This window comes from Colwellia sp. SU-HH01172, from assembly GCF_057553355.1.
In genome coordinates, this window is sequence record NZ_BAAJMB010000002.1 from 370,917 (window position 1) to 386,767 (window position 15,851).

Sequence of the window (15,851 nt, forward strand, 5' to 3'; positions counted from 1 at the left end):
TGTTACCGCTAATGCTCTGTATTACTTTGTGATTAGCTAGCAAAACCAAGTTGATAAATATCATTTAATTGCTCGCCGAAATAAGCTAAGGCGGCTTGCCTTCGAATACGGCCATTAGCGGTCATCAATTCACTATTAGGTAAAATTGCTTTGGTTAAATAAAAGTGAGATTTAATTTGCGCATAGTCCGGTAAAGTTTGATTTAACGCTTTAATGCTTTTTGATACTTGTTCGAACGATGTCAGCTGTTTATCGATATAAATTGCCGCACAACAAAAAGGTTTTGCATCACCAAAAACAATCGCTTGTTTTATATGCGGCTGGGCAAGTAAACAAGACTCAATCCATTCAGGGTTGATGTTGCGTCCAAAGCTAGAAATTAAGGTATTTTTCTTACGGCCCTGAATAAATAAATAACCATCTTCATCAAGATAGCCTAAGTCACCCGTTGCATATTCTGTTTTTCCCCAAGATGCGCTATCACCGGCATAACCAAGAAATATTGACCCTCGCACAAAAATTTCGCCTTGTTTTATTTCCGCTTCAAGGTGAGGCAATAATCGTCCGGCACTTTTCGAGTTATTGTTGCCGAAAGTATTTAAACTCACCACAGAGCAGCATTCAGATAAACCATAGCCTTGATACGCAGGTAAACCTTTGGCTCGAGCGGCATCTAATAAAGACTGCGGAGTATGTGCGCCACCAACAGCAATAAATTGTAAACTTTTAGGTGCTTGCCAGCCCATTTCACAGGCGTGAACTAAACCTTTTAATAACTCAGGCGTGGTAATAATGCTACTTGGCTGAGATTGGCTAACTTGGTTAATAAATTTCTTAAAATCTAACGATGAACAACCATTGAACCCTAACGAGGCTAGCGATGGTACTTCAACCGTCGCGCCACTTAACAGTGGTGCATAAACACCCGCTATATTTTCCAATAATGTTGCTAATGGCAGGACACATAAGTGTTTAGTGATATGACTTGTCATACTTTTTGCTAAGGCACTGGCGACTTGCCATTGGTGCTGAAGACTTAAACATGCACCTTTTGGCTGCCCTGTCGTACCGGAAGTAAACGTTATTTTGGCAGTCAACTTTGGCAGACACTTCTTATCTTGAGCTAGCTTTGCGTTGGGTAAGCTATATATGGATATGTCAGTTCCTTGTTCTATAAGCTCGGCAGCAGAGAATTGTTCAACAAATGCCTCTGAAAGTTGAACATCAACAATCAATAAATCACATCCTGCCGTGGTTACACTGTGTTGAATTTGTTCGGCGCTGAAATAAGACGGTAACGGCAGTAGTACAATGTAAAGTTGCTGACAGGCAATATCGATTAACAGCCAGTCAATACCATTATCTATACACAGCGCAACCGAGCTTGCAGACAATTCAGCTAATAAAGCTTTATAACGGCTGACTTGTTGCAAGAACTCAGGGTAAGTAAGGCTACCATTGCCACTGATAAGCATGCTTTTTTCTGTTTGTTGCTGCCATACAGTATCTAATTGTTGCATCATGATCTGCCCTCGCTTGATTTATCGTCTCTGGACTTAGCTAAGGGGTTTATGATTTGCTGTGCAAGTAAATTTATTGTCGGCTCAAGTTGAGTGACCATTTCACGAATAATCATTGATTTTTTCAGCTCATGAACAGCATTAAAAACATTACCGACACAAACATTTGGACAATCAACATAATAACTGCCCCAACTATCATCGCCATTAGCAATTGCTTGTTCATTTGCTTGGGCTATTACCACAGGAAATAATGACAATTTTGCTAATAGCTGCTCAACTTGCGCTGTTGCGGTAAAACTGACCCACTCAATTTCCGCTTTAGCTAAGGCAAACGCCAAAACAATAAATAGCTGTCGACTAATGCCAGTTTTGCAAGACACCAAATTACCAATTTCAACAATATTTTTACGTGGAATAACCAGCCCATTAATTTGCTTAATGGCGGTTTCAATATCTGTTGACAAATATTGTTCTAAAAACAAGGCTTGCTCTGCTGCACTTCGCACGCCAACAACCGCGGTGATACGTTGCTTAATTTCAACAGTTAATAAGTAAGGCAGGTAACTGGTAATATCTGCACCATAGGCAGCGCGAAAAATTTTCTTAACGGCAAGCTCTGCCTTTTTACGAGACTCACTTTGCTGTTGATATATCTGAAAGCTTGCTGTGCCTTTATTGCTAATATCTAGCGATCTTAACACTTGCCCATCATTGTTTGCTTTTGTCATTATTATTCCTTATCAAATCACGATTAATCGCTGACTTGTTAAGAAAGATAACTGGGGAATCTTAACGTTTTCTTAAGCATTAAAAATTTTAGTAAATTGTCAATAATTGTTCTTTGACTAACCCTAATTTAAACAAAAAGAATAAAGGTGTTAGATGAGAAATAACGGCACGCATGGCGCATGATATAAAAGAAAGTGGCTTTATTACTTCGGTTGATTAATAACGTAAAGACGTGGCAGTGAGTATTTTTGCTCTGAAAATTCAGTTACTGGACGCTATATAGCTTAAGAGCTTGATATTGTCCGCCGAATTTAATGAGTGCTGGTATTGCCTTTGATATACGAATAACAATTGAATTAGTTATTTGTTGTTTCCATTTGCATGACATTACTCAACATATTCACTTCTTCATTTATATCGGCAAGTGCATATCTTAATCGCATTAATGTTTCATGCGAACAGCTTTCGTTTAGCACTATCGACTGAATATCATCTAACGAACTTTTCACCTCAGCGACACTGATATTAATTGCTCCTTGAGATTTCATTGACCAAAACTCCATTTTAATTTGCTGACTATAAAATATAGACCATGCAAATTTAAAAACAAAAAATATTTCAAATAATGCTTGAATTAGCAGCACAATCGATATACTGTACATGCATACAGTATATCGAGGTGAAAGCTATGATGAATATTAATAAGTTAAATTTAAAACTAAATAACAACAACTTAGTTAGAAGTTCAATGATAAAAACGCCATCCTCTATTGTTAGTAACAAGCGGTGGTGCAATATTATTCACGTAACTAGTGCTGTAGATTTATCTGAAAAATACCAAAATATTTGTCAAAGTCATCAGGTTGATGGCAAGTGGATTTTAATGATCAACCCTGAAAATGAATCTCTAGATCAGCTTTCAACTATGGGTAAAATTAAGCCAGAGAAAATACTAAAAGTGAATGCGAACAAAGTAAATATCAACCTTGAGCACATAAAAAGAACACTATTGAAAGGAAATTGTTCGGCAATAATCTTATCGAATGCACAATTTAGTCCAGTGGAAATGAGTGAACTTTCCAGCTGTGCTAGCTTAGGAAAAACACAATGTATTGTCTTACAGCAAACGACAACAAAGCTACACTAATCACGCTATAAATATGGCCATTGAATAGTGAAATTACATGTTGAACACCTGCTCTTTTAACAAATGTTGCCTTGCAGCACATTGCCAGCAAATACATTAAAGATTAAAGCCTGTTATCGGCTATGATAAACTCGCCCTTTTAAAGTTTTACAGGATGCATACATGTTATGTCCATGCGGCTCAGAGCAAGCATTTAGCCAATGTTGCCAAATGCTTATTAGCCGAAGCATTATCGCCGAATCACCAGAGCAACTCATGCGCTCCCGTTATTCAGCCTATGCAACAAAGCAAGCTGAATATATTTTTCACACCTATGCCTGTAGCAGCCAAAAATCTCAATCTATCGACGATATTGCACACTGGGCGAGTGAAACAAAATGGCTAAAACTGGTCATTCATCACACCAGCAATGTGCAAGATAATTTAATAGAAAATAGTAATCCCCAAGTAGAGTTCTCTGCTTTCTATCTACATCAAGGGCAAATTTGGCAAATGCGCGAAAATTCTAATTTCGTTATGGAAAATGAACAGTGGCGTTATCTAGATGGCGAAGTTTCAGACAGTACTGAAATCAACAAACCTAAACGTAATGACTTGTGTTTTTGTGGTAGCAAGAAAAAATTTAAGCAATGCTGCGCGAAATCTTTTTAATATAGAAGGTCTGTGCGTTTACCTAACTCACAATACCGTTAAGCATAGGCTTGCATTAACGGTGCTTTAACTATGGTTGACTGAACGGCATTTAGCCAAGCTTTAGCGTTAAAATCAGCCCTTTTATCCGCTTGAGTTAAGTTTTGTTGCTCATGTTTTTGCTGACAATATAAGCTAGTATTTGCCAGTACTTGCTGCTCAATATGCTTTGCATCATCACGAAACGCTAACGGCTTAGGCTGCAAGGTATTTGCTAACCTTAAATGGTCTAATTGTTGCTTTTCAATAAGTTCCGCTTGGTTAAACGAGCTAAGTTCTACCATTTCAGCTAGTGCTAAAGGCGCTTCGTCAGGGAGTTGCAACTCTTTTCTTAAGAGTTCAGTTGAGGTGATTTTTTCAGGCGTTTCTGAACGTGGTAATTTGAATTGGCTGTGGGCGCGAACGTCATTAGTGAGCATGGCTAACATTAATGAAAAATCAGAACGACGCTCACTATGAACACTTTCATTAAGCTGCTCGCCTAATTGAAGTTCATGGATCAGAATGTCATTTGATAAAGCGTCTACAGCCAAAATTTTCTACTTAGTTACCACTCGTGTAATAAGTATCGGCTTGAAACTAGCTTTCTTTAGATAAAATATTAAAATAAAGTAAATTTATTTAATATTTACAATGAATTGACTACTTTTGCATCACTATACTGAGGTTTGCTTCATGGGCCAAGATAAAACGAAGCAAGCACCACCATTTTTACCATCAACAACTGAAGCACTACCACCATGCCATTCCATGATCCGACAAACAATAGCTAAACCTAGGCCGAAGCCACCCGTTTCACGATTTCTTGAAATATCACCACGGGAAAAAGCATCAAATATGGTACATTTAAAGTCGTCACAAACCCCTTCACCGTTATCAGTCACACGAATTTGACAATTATTCTCACTCTGCACAATAGAAATGTCTATCTCGCCATTGCCGTACTTAATGGCATTAGAGATATAATTGTTTAATGCTCGACTAATAAAGTGGCGATCAACATCGACTCTACTATTTCCAATGCCGTTGTTAATGGTAATGTTTTGTTCAAACTGTTGGTAATTATTGATTTGCTGTTGAACAATTTCAGTTACTGACTCTTGGGTAAAATTAAGCTCAGGTTTATCATTATCGAAACTGGCATAAATTAGCATTTCACTGATTAACTGCTCTAACTCACAAATATCTTGGCTAATAGCATTGCGATATTTTTCTTGTTTTTCTTTATCTTCGGTACACTCCAGCATTTGCAATGCAAACTTAGAGCGCGCTAGTGGTGTTCTTAACTCATGAGCCACTGCCGTAGACAATTCTTTATGGGCATCTATTAAGCGTTTTATTCGACTAGCCATTGAATTGAAAGCAATAAACATAGGAGCTGTCATAGTCGATTTTGCTTTTGGTACTTCAACATCAAAACTATCTTGGCCAAACTCAACGGCACTTTTTCGAAGTTGATCTAAATCTCGTGATAATGGCCGCAACCAAAAGAAAAGCAAACACGCCAAGCTAGCTAACAAAATAACACGAACTAACGCCTCAGCTCGTGGCCGCGTCGGCATTTTAGCAGGCCCTAAAACAATAACTGAATTTTTATTTTCAAGCCGATGATGTATTTCTACCGCGTCGTTATCATAATAAATATGAGTATTCTCTTCACTGATAACATCATGATCTTGGTGGCTAATTTGCATTACTTCCTGCTCGGACATCAATTTCAATGGCATTTGCCATTGCTCAGCCGCACCAGAAATTATTTCTTGCCATTCATCTTCTGGGTGCTTTTCTAAATAATTAGAAAGCGCAAAAAGCATGCTTTTATAACCAGTATATGACTCTATATCTTGCTCAAGATATGAACTCCAAACTTCATCAAGCATCCAAGAAAACACGATGAAGATAGATATTATCAAAAAATATAAGCTAAAAAAGGAACGACCAAGTTTCATCAAGATACCTAGAAAAAAGAAATTAAAACCGGAAAATAATTGCTATTATTCACCGGTTTATATAGTGGGAAAATGCTTAATTCCAAGCATCGGGAACAAATAAATAACCTTGTCCCCAAATGGTTTTAATTCGAAATGGTGTTTCGTTACTATCATGAAGCTTTTTACGCAGACGAGATATACGGACATCAACACTTCGGTCCATACCATCATATTCGCGACCAACAACCGCTTTATAGATATAGTCTCGGTTTTGTACTTCACCTGAACGACTTGCTAATAACCAAAGTAAATCAAACTCCTGACTAGTTAAATCAACGTTTTCACCATGCAGAGTTACTTGTCGTGAACCACGGCTAATATGCAGTTGACCACATTCTATTTCTGCATTTTCTTTACCATCACTAGGTAACTGGCCTCGACGTAATAGTGCGTTAACGCGCGCGAGTAAAACGCGCGGTTCAACCGGTTTAATCACGTAATCATCGGCACCTATTTCCAAACCTAGCACCTGATCAAAATCAGTACCTTTTGCTGTCAGCATTAAAATAGGACCTTTAAACTCTGGGCGCAAATCTTTACATACCGCAAAACCATCTTTACCGGGTAGCATAATATCGAGAATAATCAGATCGGGGGCAAATTTTTCAACGCGCTTTTCAACCGAATCACCTCTAAACTCTTGTTTAACGTGATAGCCTTCGCTCTCTAGAAACTCAGAGACTAAATCCGACAACTGACGGTCATCCTCTACGAGTAAAATCTTCTTAACTGATGATTTACTATCTGACATAAACTTGCTCCTACTTTATTATGCTGTTTTTTACAGCTATTTCATGGTTATGTTTGCAGTATAACTGCTATGACCTTACATCAAGAAACAATGCCCATCGAAAGTATGATTTGCTTTAATGGTGACTAGCTTAAAATGTTTATTGTTAATTAACAACGCCATGTACAAGGTGTTACTGCAATAGTACAACTTATTACCTAGCAATTACACTTAATTACATATTAGCTAACAAGCTGAGTTTTATTATGTTTTTTCACAGAATTCAAAATAATTTATTTTGCCTAACCAATATATAAACTTAAAACTTTACATAGATGTAAAGATAACTCAGAATAGAGGACATATTCACTGCATATTCCGACTATAAGTATTCATTACTATGAGCCTCCCTGTCACAAATAAAGAAATTGCTACAAGTTCAACAAAATTGGCAGAATTAAAAGCGAAAAAGGCATTATTCGCAGTGATGCTAGTGGTACTTTTTAGCAGCGCGGGTATTGCTCTGCCTTATCCGGTGTTAGCACCAATATTTCTCAACGAAGTTAACGCCTTAACAACATTTGCCAACTTACCTAGTAAAATACTATTAGGCATTATTTTGGCAATCTATCCGTTGGGCGTGATTTTGGGCAGCTCAGTGATAGGCGCAGCTTCCGGACTTTATGGTCGCAAAAAAGTCTTGATTATTACCTTAGTGTTAACGGTTATTAGCTACCTACTGTCAGCAATGGCGGTATTGGCAGAGAACTTTCTGCTATTTGTTCTGGCACGGTTTATCACGGGCATTTTCTCCGGCAACATTAGCATTGCCAAGGCAGTCGCTGTCGACTTATCACCGACCCTAGATAAAACCTATACCTTCAACTTAGTTAACGCTACCGGTTATATTGGCTGGCTATTAGGTCCTCTTGCTGGCGGTTTATTGGCAATTTATGGCCTTGATACGGTATTTTATTCTGCTGCCATTGCTATCCTGGTGGCAATCATCTGCGTTAGTGCATTATTAACCGCCGATAATTTACCAGCGTCAACGAAAGTACATAATTTTTCATCTTTGTTCTCAAAACAAAACTCTTTCGCGTTATTAGCAAATAAAAACATCAGACGGATCTTCTTTATCTATTTGCTAGCAACGCTAGGTTTGAATGCCTATTATGAATTTTACCCGCTTTGGCTGGTAGAGAAGTTTAATTACTCTAGTGCCTTAATCGGCTACCTTACGGTTGTCTTAACACTATTTATGACCATTACCAGTGTATTTTTTGTCAAACAGTTAAAATATCTATTAGGGTTAAAGTTTGGCTCAATTGTTGGCATGGCTTTGATGGCAGTGCTTTTTTGCTTACATCCAATATTATCATCGCAATCGGTTTGGCCAATTTATGCTTTAACAGGGATCGCTATCGCTATTTTTAACGGCTTGCTCCCGGTTTATATTTCAGAACAATATGCTGATATTGAGCAAGGCCAGTTGATGGGGTTAATAACAACAACTTTTAGTCTAGCCAATGTTCTTATTGCGCTTATCGGTAGTTTATTAGCCTTAATAGGCTCGCACTGGGCGATAATTTTTGGGGCAATATTGCTGATTATTGCCACAATAGACCTGCACTTTAGTCAAAGATAATCTCGAACTGTGATTTGAATGTGTATCACCTGAATTAATACCTAGTGTTGTATTAAACCGAGGTTTTATTGTTACCCTGTTTGCCATTTACGTTCAATCCACAATATTGCTAACGATAAAAACAAAAAACACCAAAGGTAGAATTTGTTCACCTGATCATAATCATTGGCATGACTAGCATATTGTTTAGGCCGTAAATTTTCGACATTGCGTTTACTGGCGCGTATTTTTTCAGCCTGCTGCCAAGCAAGAAAATCTGCCTCATCATAGTAATAGCGCATCTGCTCAGCTAATATCCGTTGTGGCTCTGACAGCGCAGTAAACTGATACCAGCCCTTCTGCTGCGTTAAAAACAGCCCGCACTTTTGATGTTGAGATAAAGGATATTGGCTGAGCTTCACTTCATTAGCATAAACCTGAGCATTTGACGAAACCAAACAAATATTTTGCTGCTGATTTATCTTATTAAACCTTGCTGACATAGGCACTAGCCAACGTGTGCTAGTATCGCCGCGAGATATTGTTGACAAAAGATACTGCCAATATTGGCTATAAAATGCTGGGGGCATTTCCAAAGCCCATTGATAGGTTTCGCTTAATGTTGATATCGCAACAGCACCTAATCCTAATGACTGCTTAACAACTAAAGCTTTACCGGTTGTCGATTCAATAATGCTCTGCCCCAATTTCGGCTTGATATTAATTGACGACGACAATGCAATGATTTCTTCATTACCTTCAATGTTAGCTTTTTCCGGCCATTGCACCACAACTTGCTCATTGGGGTTATCGCCTGCAGCCAGTTCAAAATATTTCAATAATTTTTGATATTGCTCAGTTAGTAAATTTTTATCTTGTATCAAACTGCTATCCGCAATAATAAGCAGGCCTAAACCATTTAAAACCGCTTTATATATGGCATCAATTTCCATATCTGCTAAGGCGTATAACATCCTACTGTCTATTATTAAAATATCATTATCGATTAATAAACTTTCGCTCAACAAATGTGACACCATAGCGGCTTCTGCAACTTTCGAACTGCTAGCTAATGGCTCAGTACTAGTAACATCTTTCTCATTGCTATTTACTTTTTGTTGAGCCCAATTATTTTCGCTGATCTTGCTGATCAGCTGAACGCGACTATTTGCTTGACTAAGCCATTGCTTTATACGTCTAGTTTCAAATGAAGGCGAGGATTGCTTGATCAGTACACGTAAGCGACTGCCATCATCAACACTAAAAGCGATATCTTCACTGATTGCTTGAATGTGGCTTTGCTTGGTCGCACTTGCTGGTAACTCACGCAGCAATATTTGATAGTTAAATATTCCCGAAAATTTACTGGCCGCTGTCAACGAGAACCTTTCATTTCCTTGAATAATCATACTGTCTAATTCGGTAGCATTATTCACTAAACTTAACTGAAATTGACGATTATCATCAGCGGGCTGCTGTAATTTCCCCGTTACGGTCAGTGCTTGACCAAGTGATAATTGCTTTGGCCAAGTTAAATCAATTAAGCCTAACTTGCGCTTAGCAGCCGTAAATTCAAATGCTATTTCATTTGTTTTATCGGCGCTATTTTTACCTAGAGCAACATCATCTTTATTGGAGTGATTAAATGCGCTTAAGTGTTGCCATTGCGCACTTGTTAAACCATCTCCGAAAACTTTCACTAATGGTGGTACTTTGTTATCCACAAAATGTTTACTCTGCTGACGGTCTTTTTGCAGCCAAAACGTCGTTAACTCCTGTATTGACCTAATAACCATGACTTTGTCTTGATAATGCTGAACTAACCATTGATTCAATGCGTCACTATTGTCAGCCGCATTTTCTTCAACCAGTAACCAGATCTGTTCCGCCGATTCAAATTGCTGCTGTATTTGCTCACTATCCGTATTAGGAATATTAAATTCACCACTATCTTTTTCAAGATGCAAGCCAGGCGTGAGTAATAGATCATATGATGATGTTTGAATTTTTGCTTCAAATGGTAAAACAAAGAGCAATACACTAACAAAGGCAGCAATATTGCCAACCATCAGAAAAAATAAATGCACTTTTTTATTTAAGCTCAAGTTACTGACTTGGCGACTCTCGCGAGGCAATTCACGAGTAAAACGGCGATAAATTAACACACAGCTTGTCACTAAACCGATAGCTGCTATTAGCAGTAGCAGCCAATGTGTTGAGCTTACAATGCTCAAACGATAATCACCAATTAAAGAAGCAATCACAATTGCTCCTGTAAAAATTCACCGTAGCTTTCAACTAAAGGCTGTTGTTCGAAATAACTTTGAGGAGTAATAAACGGTGCAGACGTAGCTTGTGGTATCAATTGCTCCAGTTTTACCGTTAAAAGTTGCAAACAATTATCACAACGAGATAACGTCAACCGTCGTTCCAGCAATATGCGTTCAATCACCGCCAATGCTTCCACCAACGCAGGTCGCTTATCTAGCAGTAATTCAATGCCTGCTTTCACCTTTTCAACTAATGCTATTTCAGCCAAAGTTAACACACCTTCAGCATAATTATTTGATAGTTCAACGCTGTTATTGGCTAACGGTGTGATAGTAGCCAAATTTGTTTGCTCGAGCCTTATCGCTTGGCCATATTGATTTAGCCGCTTTAAAAAATTGCGAAAAGCGAGCTGGGTTTGATTTGATAGCTGGCTAGTGTCGAAGCTAGCAACTTGCATTGTGTGATTTAAAATATCAGTTTGCTCACCTTGATAACGACGCTGCTCTGTTACCGGCGGCGGTTCAAAGCCTAAACGTTTCACATAAATACGTTCAGCTTTTTTTGCTAGTTTTAATAACCTAAGTGCTTCTTGCTCAAAAGGTAGAGCAAGCTCCGGCTCTGATAGCATTAAATGTAATTCCGCCTGCCACATGTTGGCTAAGCTTTTTTTCATTAGCGCTTTCGGATCTTGGCTAGTCATAACGCCAACATCACTGTCTTCATGGTTATGGCCATAGCGATTAATAAGCGCCATACGCCCTGAAATATCACCACTATTGCTTTGATGTAACTCGTCGTGATCAGCGTCATGACTATCAACATTTTCATGCTGCTCACTAGTGATCACAGCATTAGTACCACCATGTTCATCATGAACTTGCACTTGAGGACGTTGCTGGCCTTCATCACTATGGTTATTATCAAAAGTTACTCCAACACTATGCTGACCTTCAAACTCATCACCTAAATACTGGCCATACTTTTCCTTTAACGAGCTTTGTGCGACACCCAAGAGCTCAGAAGTTTCGGTAAATTTTTCAAGCTGTAAATCTTCTTTATCTTCGATAAGCTCGATAGTTTCAATAATAATTTGCCGTTGGCTCTTAAAATATTCCGGCATAAAATCAATTAAAATTCCGTCGGCATTAATACCAACTTGTTCTTCTTCTAACCAGCGTATAATTTTTGTTGCCGAACGTGTTTGCTGACTTAAAGGTTCGCGATTATCATTTGCCAAAACACTAAAATACAGTTCATCTCCTGGCTCCATGCCTAAATCTGCTAATGACCAATTTTTGTAATAATGAGCCTTGCCTTCAACCAATTCATTGCTATCGAAGGTAAAGCTTTGATCTCTAAATTTAACCCCTTCACCTGAGCCTTTAGCGATTGAACCTAGAATTTCAACTTCTGCAACGGCAAAGTCGTCAGAAATTTGCACTTCAGCGGTTAGCGTCGGCTGGCTATTTTTACCGTACTCAGTAACAGTGTTTTTTGGTGAAATAAAGCGTATTTTAGGCGCTTTATCTGCAGTTAATTTTATATGATGAATTTCGGTAAATTTGTCAGACACTTTAGTCGCTTGATTGTCGACGGCTAAATGATAAACCATGCTAGTGCTTAGCTTAACCTTATAACGATAACTGCCATCTTTGTGCTTAATTAATTGTTGACGTTCACTATTAGAAAACACAATAAAATAATTTACCTTATGCTCAGAAAAATTGAATACCCAACTGACATTGCTGCCTGCCAACGTATCAATATCAAGCGATTCTGAGACTAATTTTTCTTGCTGCCCCTTCATCAGGCTATATCTCGGCGGCTCAATAATTACTTGCTGTGATAAAATATCAACAGGGGGATGATTCTCATGTACTTGGCTGGATTCTACTTTACTAACCTCTATGTCGGTATTAGCTTGAAACCAAGATTTTGGTTGTTCAAGTAACTGAAAAACTTCAATCACAGTGAAGATAATAATAACAACAGCCAGAATGCAATTAGCAAAGATAAATTGACCTTGGTTAAAAGTTGGTGATAAATCAGCGTAATTAACTTGCGCTTGTTGCGCTAAGACATCATCAATTGCAGCTAATACTTTGCGATATTGTAATTTTTCTAACGGCAATAACTGTTGATGTTCTAATAATAGCAATTGAGCGCTATCTTCCAACTCAGTAAAGTGCTGATTAAGTTCAACAATAAGATTAGTTAGCGTGATGTTCTGATATGCTTCACTGCCAAATACCCAAAGCAATTTTGTTAATGCTCCAAGAATAAATGCCGGCAAAAGTGCGACAACAGCATTTTGCAAAGTTAAAAATTCTATCACCACCAACAAAAATAGAACGCTGATAACAAGGGCAAAAAACTTAGGTAAAAATTGTAAAATTTGTTGTTGTATAGCTTTACGTCGCCAACGACTTAGCACAAATTCTAGCTGTTCAATAACAGCCATTTTCTGCTTATCTAAGACAGCATTATTTGAGTCATGATGTTGTAAAGCTTGTTGCGCACCGGCACTAGACATTAATCGATAACCTCGGCTGCGTTTGACTTTTCAGCGAGAACATCAGCTACTTTTCGAGCTTTACTTTCCGGATACGATTTTGTTCGCGACATTTCACTTACTATCCGCTCTAGCGCCAATAATAAAACCAATAAAAAAACTAAAACTTCTCGCCAATAGTCACTGCTATGTTGTAACTGCGCAATTGCCGCCGCGGCACTATTAAAAAGCTCAATGCTATCGTTAGCGAATCTATTAGAAGTCGTTGCATTTGCCACTTGCCGGCTTTCAAGCAATTGAATTATTTGATCTTGAGAGAGAGTTTGCTGGGCGATAAACTGCTCTTTGCGCCATTGCTCAAACAACAAATTTTGTAACAGCACCGGGAATTGCTTAGTGACTAATAAGTTACTCCACGATGGCGAAAACCGTGAATAAAATTGGTAAATATAGCGTGTGTGGTGCTCTTGTCGCGCTTGGGTTTGCGCTCTCTTTTGTGCTTGCTCGTTAGTCGTATTTTTACTTGTTGTATTAAGCTCACTAACCGTCGACTTAATCAGCATAGTCAGCACAGCACCATTTTGTCCTTGGTACTGCCAAAGTACTTCCGTGTTTTGACCAATAGTTTGGTTGACATTTTTATCATTAAGTTTGCTCATTACCTCTAAAGGTAACGCTCGTTGATAAAACAAGCTTTCAGTTGTTGGTAAGTCAGTAACATTGTTATTAATGGTGATAAATTTCGCTAACATTAAATTCGCATCAGCAAATTTTGCGTCAACAAAAATACTGCCTCCCTCGACCATTGCAACAAGGGTATTTGGATCGATATCCTTAGAGCTCAAATGAAATAACCAATCAGGTTGAGTTTGCAATACTTGTTGATAGCGAGATGAGTTTTCTAGTCCTTCATTTAAAAAATGTCTTAACTCTAATTTTGGTGCTATGCGCTCTTTAATTAATTTAAATGCTTGCTGGAAATACTTTAAATTTGACTCACGGTCTTTATCGTAAACAATAACGATCTTCATAGCCTCGTTAAATAATGCTTGATGATTAACAGTTATAGGCTTTATTTGCCAATCAATAGCATTACTTATCGTCAGCTTTTGAAAGCTATCACCATTGTAGTATTCACTGACTCGATCAGTAACAAATAACTTAATACGCGTTTTATCTGCTAATGAACGGCTAAAATATTCCAAATGCAGAAGTAATGTTCCTCGCGACAATACCTTTGCTTTTTCATCATCAACATAGCTCATTTTTGGCCAATTCAATACTTGTCTGGCTGTGATCGGTTCAGTATTTTCAGCTAACAAATAAATTACTTGATTAGAACTGAGGCTTAATAATTGTTGTCGTTCAACGTCATCACTGCTATCTAGCCAATCATGACTAACAACATAAACTTCTTCACTGGCAATTAACGGCTGCTTAATCATAACTTGTGCTAAAAGTAATATAGAAAGCAAAAGTACTAGTAAGCGTAACAACAATAGCCAAAACTCAGTTAGGCGGAAATTACGCATGCTTTTTGGCGGTAACGGCTCAATGAGTTTGATATTGGCAAATTTAATCAGTATCGGCTTAGCTTTACTAATTAAATGCAGTAATAACGGCAGCAATAACGCGAGTAAGGTAAATAATGCGACTGGATTTTGTACGACAAGAAAGGAGAAAAAACCGGTGTTCATTTGCGACTTCCCCGAGTTCTTGTGTGGAGAAAATCAACCAACATTTGATCAAGAGCTTGATCAATATTGGCGTTAAAATATTGTACATTTTGTACTGATAACCGAGCTTTTAATTGTTCAATCACGCGCTGTTTATTTTCCAAATAGCTGCTGCGTACTTGCTTGCCCGAAACATTACGCTGCTCACCGGTTTCCAAGTCTTGAAAATTCACCATTCCTTGATAAGGAAAATGGATCTCATCATGACTATCTAAATGAAAAGCAACCACATCAGTATGACGATTGCTCAACTTTGAGGTTAATGTCAGTAACTCATCATTAGACTGATGAAAATCACTAATAACCACAACCAAACCGTTTTTACGAACCGAATTTAGTTGCTGCAAAATAGACTTAGTGTCTGGAAATGTGCCACTAGCTTGCAATTGCGTTAAAGCTAACAATAACTTTTGCCAATGTCGCTCACCGGGTAACGCAGTAATTTGTTGCTGATGTTTGCTTGATAGTGCTAAAAGACCGACGGCATCTCCCTGTCGTTGCGCTAAATAAGCTATAGTCGCCGCTAAATAGCGAGCGTATTGCAACTTATTCCAGCGGCCAATATTCGACGCCTGAGGTAGATTTTGGCCAGCAATAGATTGTTGCAGCATTGACTCACTACAATCAATAACCAGCCAAACATTGACATCACTCTCTCGCTCAGCTTCTCTAACAAAATATTTATCTGAGCGGGCAAATAATTTCCAATCAATTTTACTTAATTCATCACCCGGCTCATACGCCCTAAATTGGCTAAACTCAATACCAACGCCACGTTGTTGACTCGCATGCAGACCAAGTAAAAACCCTTGCGCTAACGTTTTAATAACTAAGGGAAGATCTTTAACACGTAGTAGGGTTTTGGCGTCGAAATATGGTTGTTGCACCGGCAATG

13 protein-coding genes are annotated in these 15,851 nt (G+C 38.2%); 3 read left to right on the forward strand and 10 right to left on the reverse strand.

The window, feature by feature from the left end:
* Positions 1-32 precede the first annotated feature (32 nt).
* The 3 genes from AC27JP_RS08775 to AC27JP_RS08785 form a co-directional block, all read right to left on the reverse strand.
* On the reverse strand, positions 33-1,523 hold the full coding sequence (locus AC27JP_RS08775; protein ID WP_487114097.1) for an AMP-binding protein: 1,491 nt from the start codon (positions 1,521-1,523) through the stop codon (positions 33-35).
* Positions 1,520-2,251 carry a thermostable hemolysin gene (locus AC27JP_RS08780; RefSeq protein ID WP_487114099.1) on the reverse strand — a complete coding sequence of 244 codons (732 nt, stop codon included), beginning with the start codon at positions 2,249-2,251 and terminating at the stop codon, positions 1,520-1,522. The genes AC27JP_RS08775 and AC27JP_RS08780 overlap by 4 nt, the downstream gene beginning before the upstream one ends.
* A 357-nt stretch (positions 2,252-2,608) precedes the next feature.
* The gene (locus tag AC27JP_RS08785) at positions 2,609-2,800 is read right to left on the reverse strand and encodes a hypothetical protein (RefSeq protein ID WP_487114101.1); all 192 of its coding nucleotides are present in this window, start codon (positions 2,798-2,800) and stop codon (positions 2,609-2,611) included.
* Positions 2,801-2,940: 140 nt separating this feature from the next.
* Here AC27JP_RS08785 and AC27JP_RS08790 point away from each other — a divergent pair, with 140 nt between their 5' ends.
* Positions 2,941-3,399 (forward strand): hypothetical protein, encoded by a 459-nt coding sequence (locus AC27JP_RS08790; protein WP_487114103.1) that lies wholly within the window; start codon positions 2,941-2,943, stop codon positions 3,397-3,399.
* 162 nt (positions 3,400-3,561) lie between these two features.
* Positions 3,562-4,050: a YchJ family protein gene (locus AC27JP_RS08795; protein WP_487114105.1), complete on the forward strand. Its 489-nt coding sequence runs from the start codon at positions 3,562-3,564 to the stop codon at positions 4,048-4,050.
* A gap of 38 nt (positions 4,051-4,088) precedes the next feature.
* On the opposite strand, the gene AC27JP_RS08800 is transcribed toward AC27JP_RS08795, so the two are convergent.
* From AC27JP_RS08800 to AC27JP_RS08810, 3 genes are all read right to left on the reverse strand, one after another.
* Positions 4,089-4,622: a VC2046/SO_2500 family protein gene (locus tag AC27JP_RS08800; protein ID WP_487114107.1), complete on the reverse strand. Its 534-nt coding sequence runs from the start codon at positions 4,620-4,622 to the stop codon at positions 4,089-4,091.
* Positions 4,623-4,745: 123 nt separating this feature from the next.
* Positions 4,746-6,038: an ATP-binding protein gene (locus AC27JP_RS08805; RefSeq protein ID WP_487114109.1), complete on the reverse strand. Its 1,293-nt coding sequence runs from the start codon at positions 6,036-6,038 to the stop codon at positions 4,746-4,748.
* Positions 6,039-6,114: 76 nt separating this feature from the next.
* Positions 6,115-6,831, reverse strand: coding sequence for a response regulator (locus AC27JP_RS08810; RefSeq protein WP_487114111.1), 717 nt, complete (start codon positions 6,829-6,831; stop codon positions 6,115-6,117).
* A 379-nt stretch (positions 6,832-7,210) separates the two neighbouring features.
* Here AC27JP_RS08810 and AC27JP_RS08815 point away from each other — a divergent pair, with 379 nt between their 5' ends.
* The gene (locus AC27JP_RS08815) at positions 7,211-8,458 is read left to right on the forward strand and encodes an MFS transporter (RefSeq protein WP_487114113.1); all 1,248 of its coding nucleotides are present in this window, start codon (positions 7,211-7,213) and stop codon (positions 8,456-8,458) included.
* A gap of 71 nt (positions 8,459-8,529) precedes the next feature.
* Here AC27JP_RS08815 and AC27JP_RS08820 read toward each other — a convergent pair whose 3' ends face one another.
* From AC27JP_RS08820 to AC27JP_RS08835, 4 genes are read right to left on the reverse strand one after another with little or no spacing between them, the layout of a single operon-like run.
* The gene (locus AC27JP_RS08820) at positions 8,530-10,701 is read right to left on the reverse strand and encodes a hypothetical protein (RefSeq protein ID WP_487114115.1); all 2,172 of its coding nucleotides are present in this window, start codon (positions 10,699-10,701) and stop codon (positions 8,530-8,532) included.
* Positions 10,698-13,241, reverse strand: a complete 2,544-nt coding sequence (locus tag AC27JP_RS08825) for a hypothetical protein (protein WP_487114117.1) — start codon at positions 13,239-13,241, stop codon at positions 10,698-10,700. The genes AC27JP_RS08820 and AC27JP_RS08825 overlap by 4 nt, the downstream gene beginning before the upstream one ends.
* Entirely contained in the window at positions 13,241-14,917 is a 1,677-nt protein-coding gene (locus tag AC27JP_RS08830) for a BatA domain-containing protein (protein ID WP_487114119.1), read from the reverse strand. The genes AC27JP_RS08825 and AC27JP_RS08830 overlap by 1 nt, the downstream gene beginning before the upstream one ends.
* Positions 14,914-15,843, reverse strand: a complete 930-nt coding sequence (locus tag AC27JP_RS08835) for a DUF58 domain-containing protein (protein WP_487114121.1) — start codon at positions 15,841-15,843, stop codon at positions 14,914-14,916. Before AC27JP_RS08835 ends, AC27JP_RS08830 begins: the two co-directional genes overlap by 4 nt.
* Between the last annotated feature and the right edge of the window lie 8 nt (positions 15,844-15,851).

Bases quoted from the DNA above. Each gene is read 5' to 3' on its own strand.
- AC27JP_RS08790 (WP_487114103.1), top strand. From the start codon at position 2,941: ATGATGAATATTAATAAGTTAAATTTAAAACTAAATAACAACAACTTA.
- AC27JP_RS08815 (WP_487114113.1), top strand. From the start codon at position 7,211: ATGAGCCTCCCTGTCACAAATAAAGAAATTGCTACAAGTTCAACAAAA.
- AC27JP_RS08810 (WP_487114111.1), bottom strand. From the start codon at position 6,831: ATGTCAGATAGTAAATCATCAGTTAAGAAGATTTTACTCGTAGAGGAT.
- AC27JP_RS08780 (WP_487114099.1), bottom strand. From the start codon at position 2,251: ATGACAAAAGCAAACAATGATGGGCAAGTGTTAAGATCGCTAGATATT.
- AC27JP_RS08805 (WP_487114109.1), bottom strand. From the start codon at position 6,038: ATGAAACTTGGTCGTTCCTTTTTTAGCTTATATTTTTTGATAATATCT.
- AC27JP_RS08785 (WP_487114101.1), bottom strand. From the start codon at position 2,800: ATGAAATCTCAAGGAGCAATTAATATCAGTGTCGCTGAGGTGAAAAGT.
- AC27JP_RS08830 (WP_487114119.1), bottom strand. From the start codon at position 14,917: ATGAACACCGGTTTTTTCTCCTTTCTTGTCGTACAAAATCCAGTCGCA.
- AC27JP_RS08775 (WP_487114097.1), bottom strand. From the start codon at position 1,523: ATGATGCAACAATTAGATACTGTATGGCAGCAACAAACAGAAAAAAGC.
- AC27JP_RS08795 (WP_487114105.1), top strand. From the start codon at position 3,562: ATGTTATGTCCATGCGGCTCAGAGCAAGCATTTAGCCAATGTTGCCAA.
- AC27JP_RS08825 (WP_487114117.1), bottom strand. From the start codon at position 13,241: ATGTCTAGTGCCGGTGCGCAACAAGCTTTACAACATCATGACTCAAAT.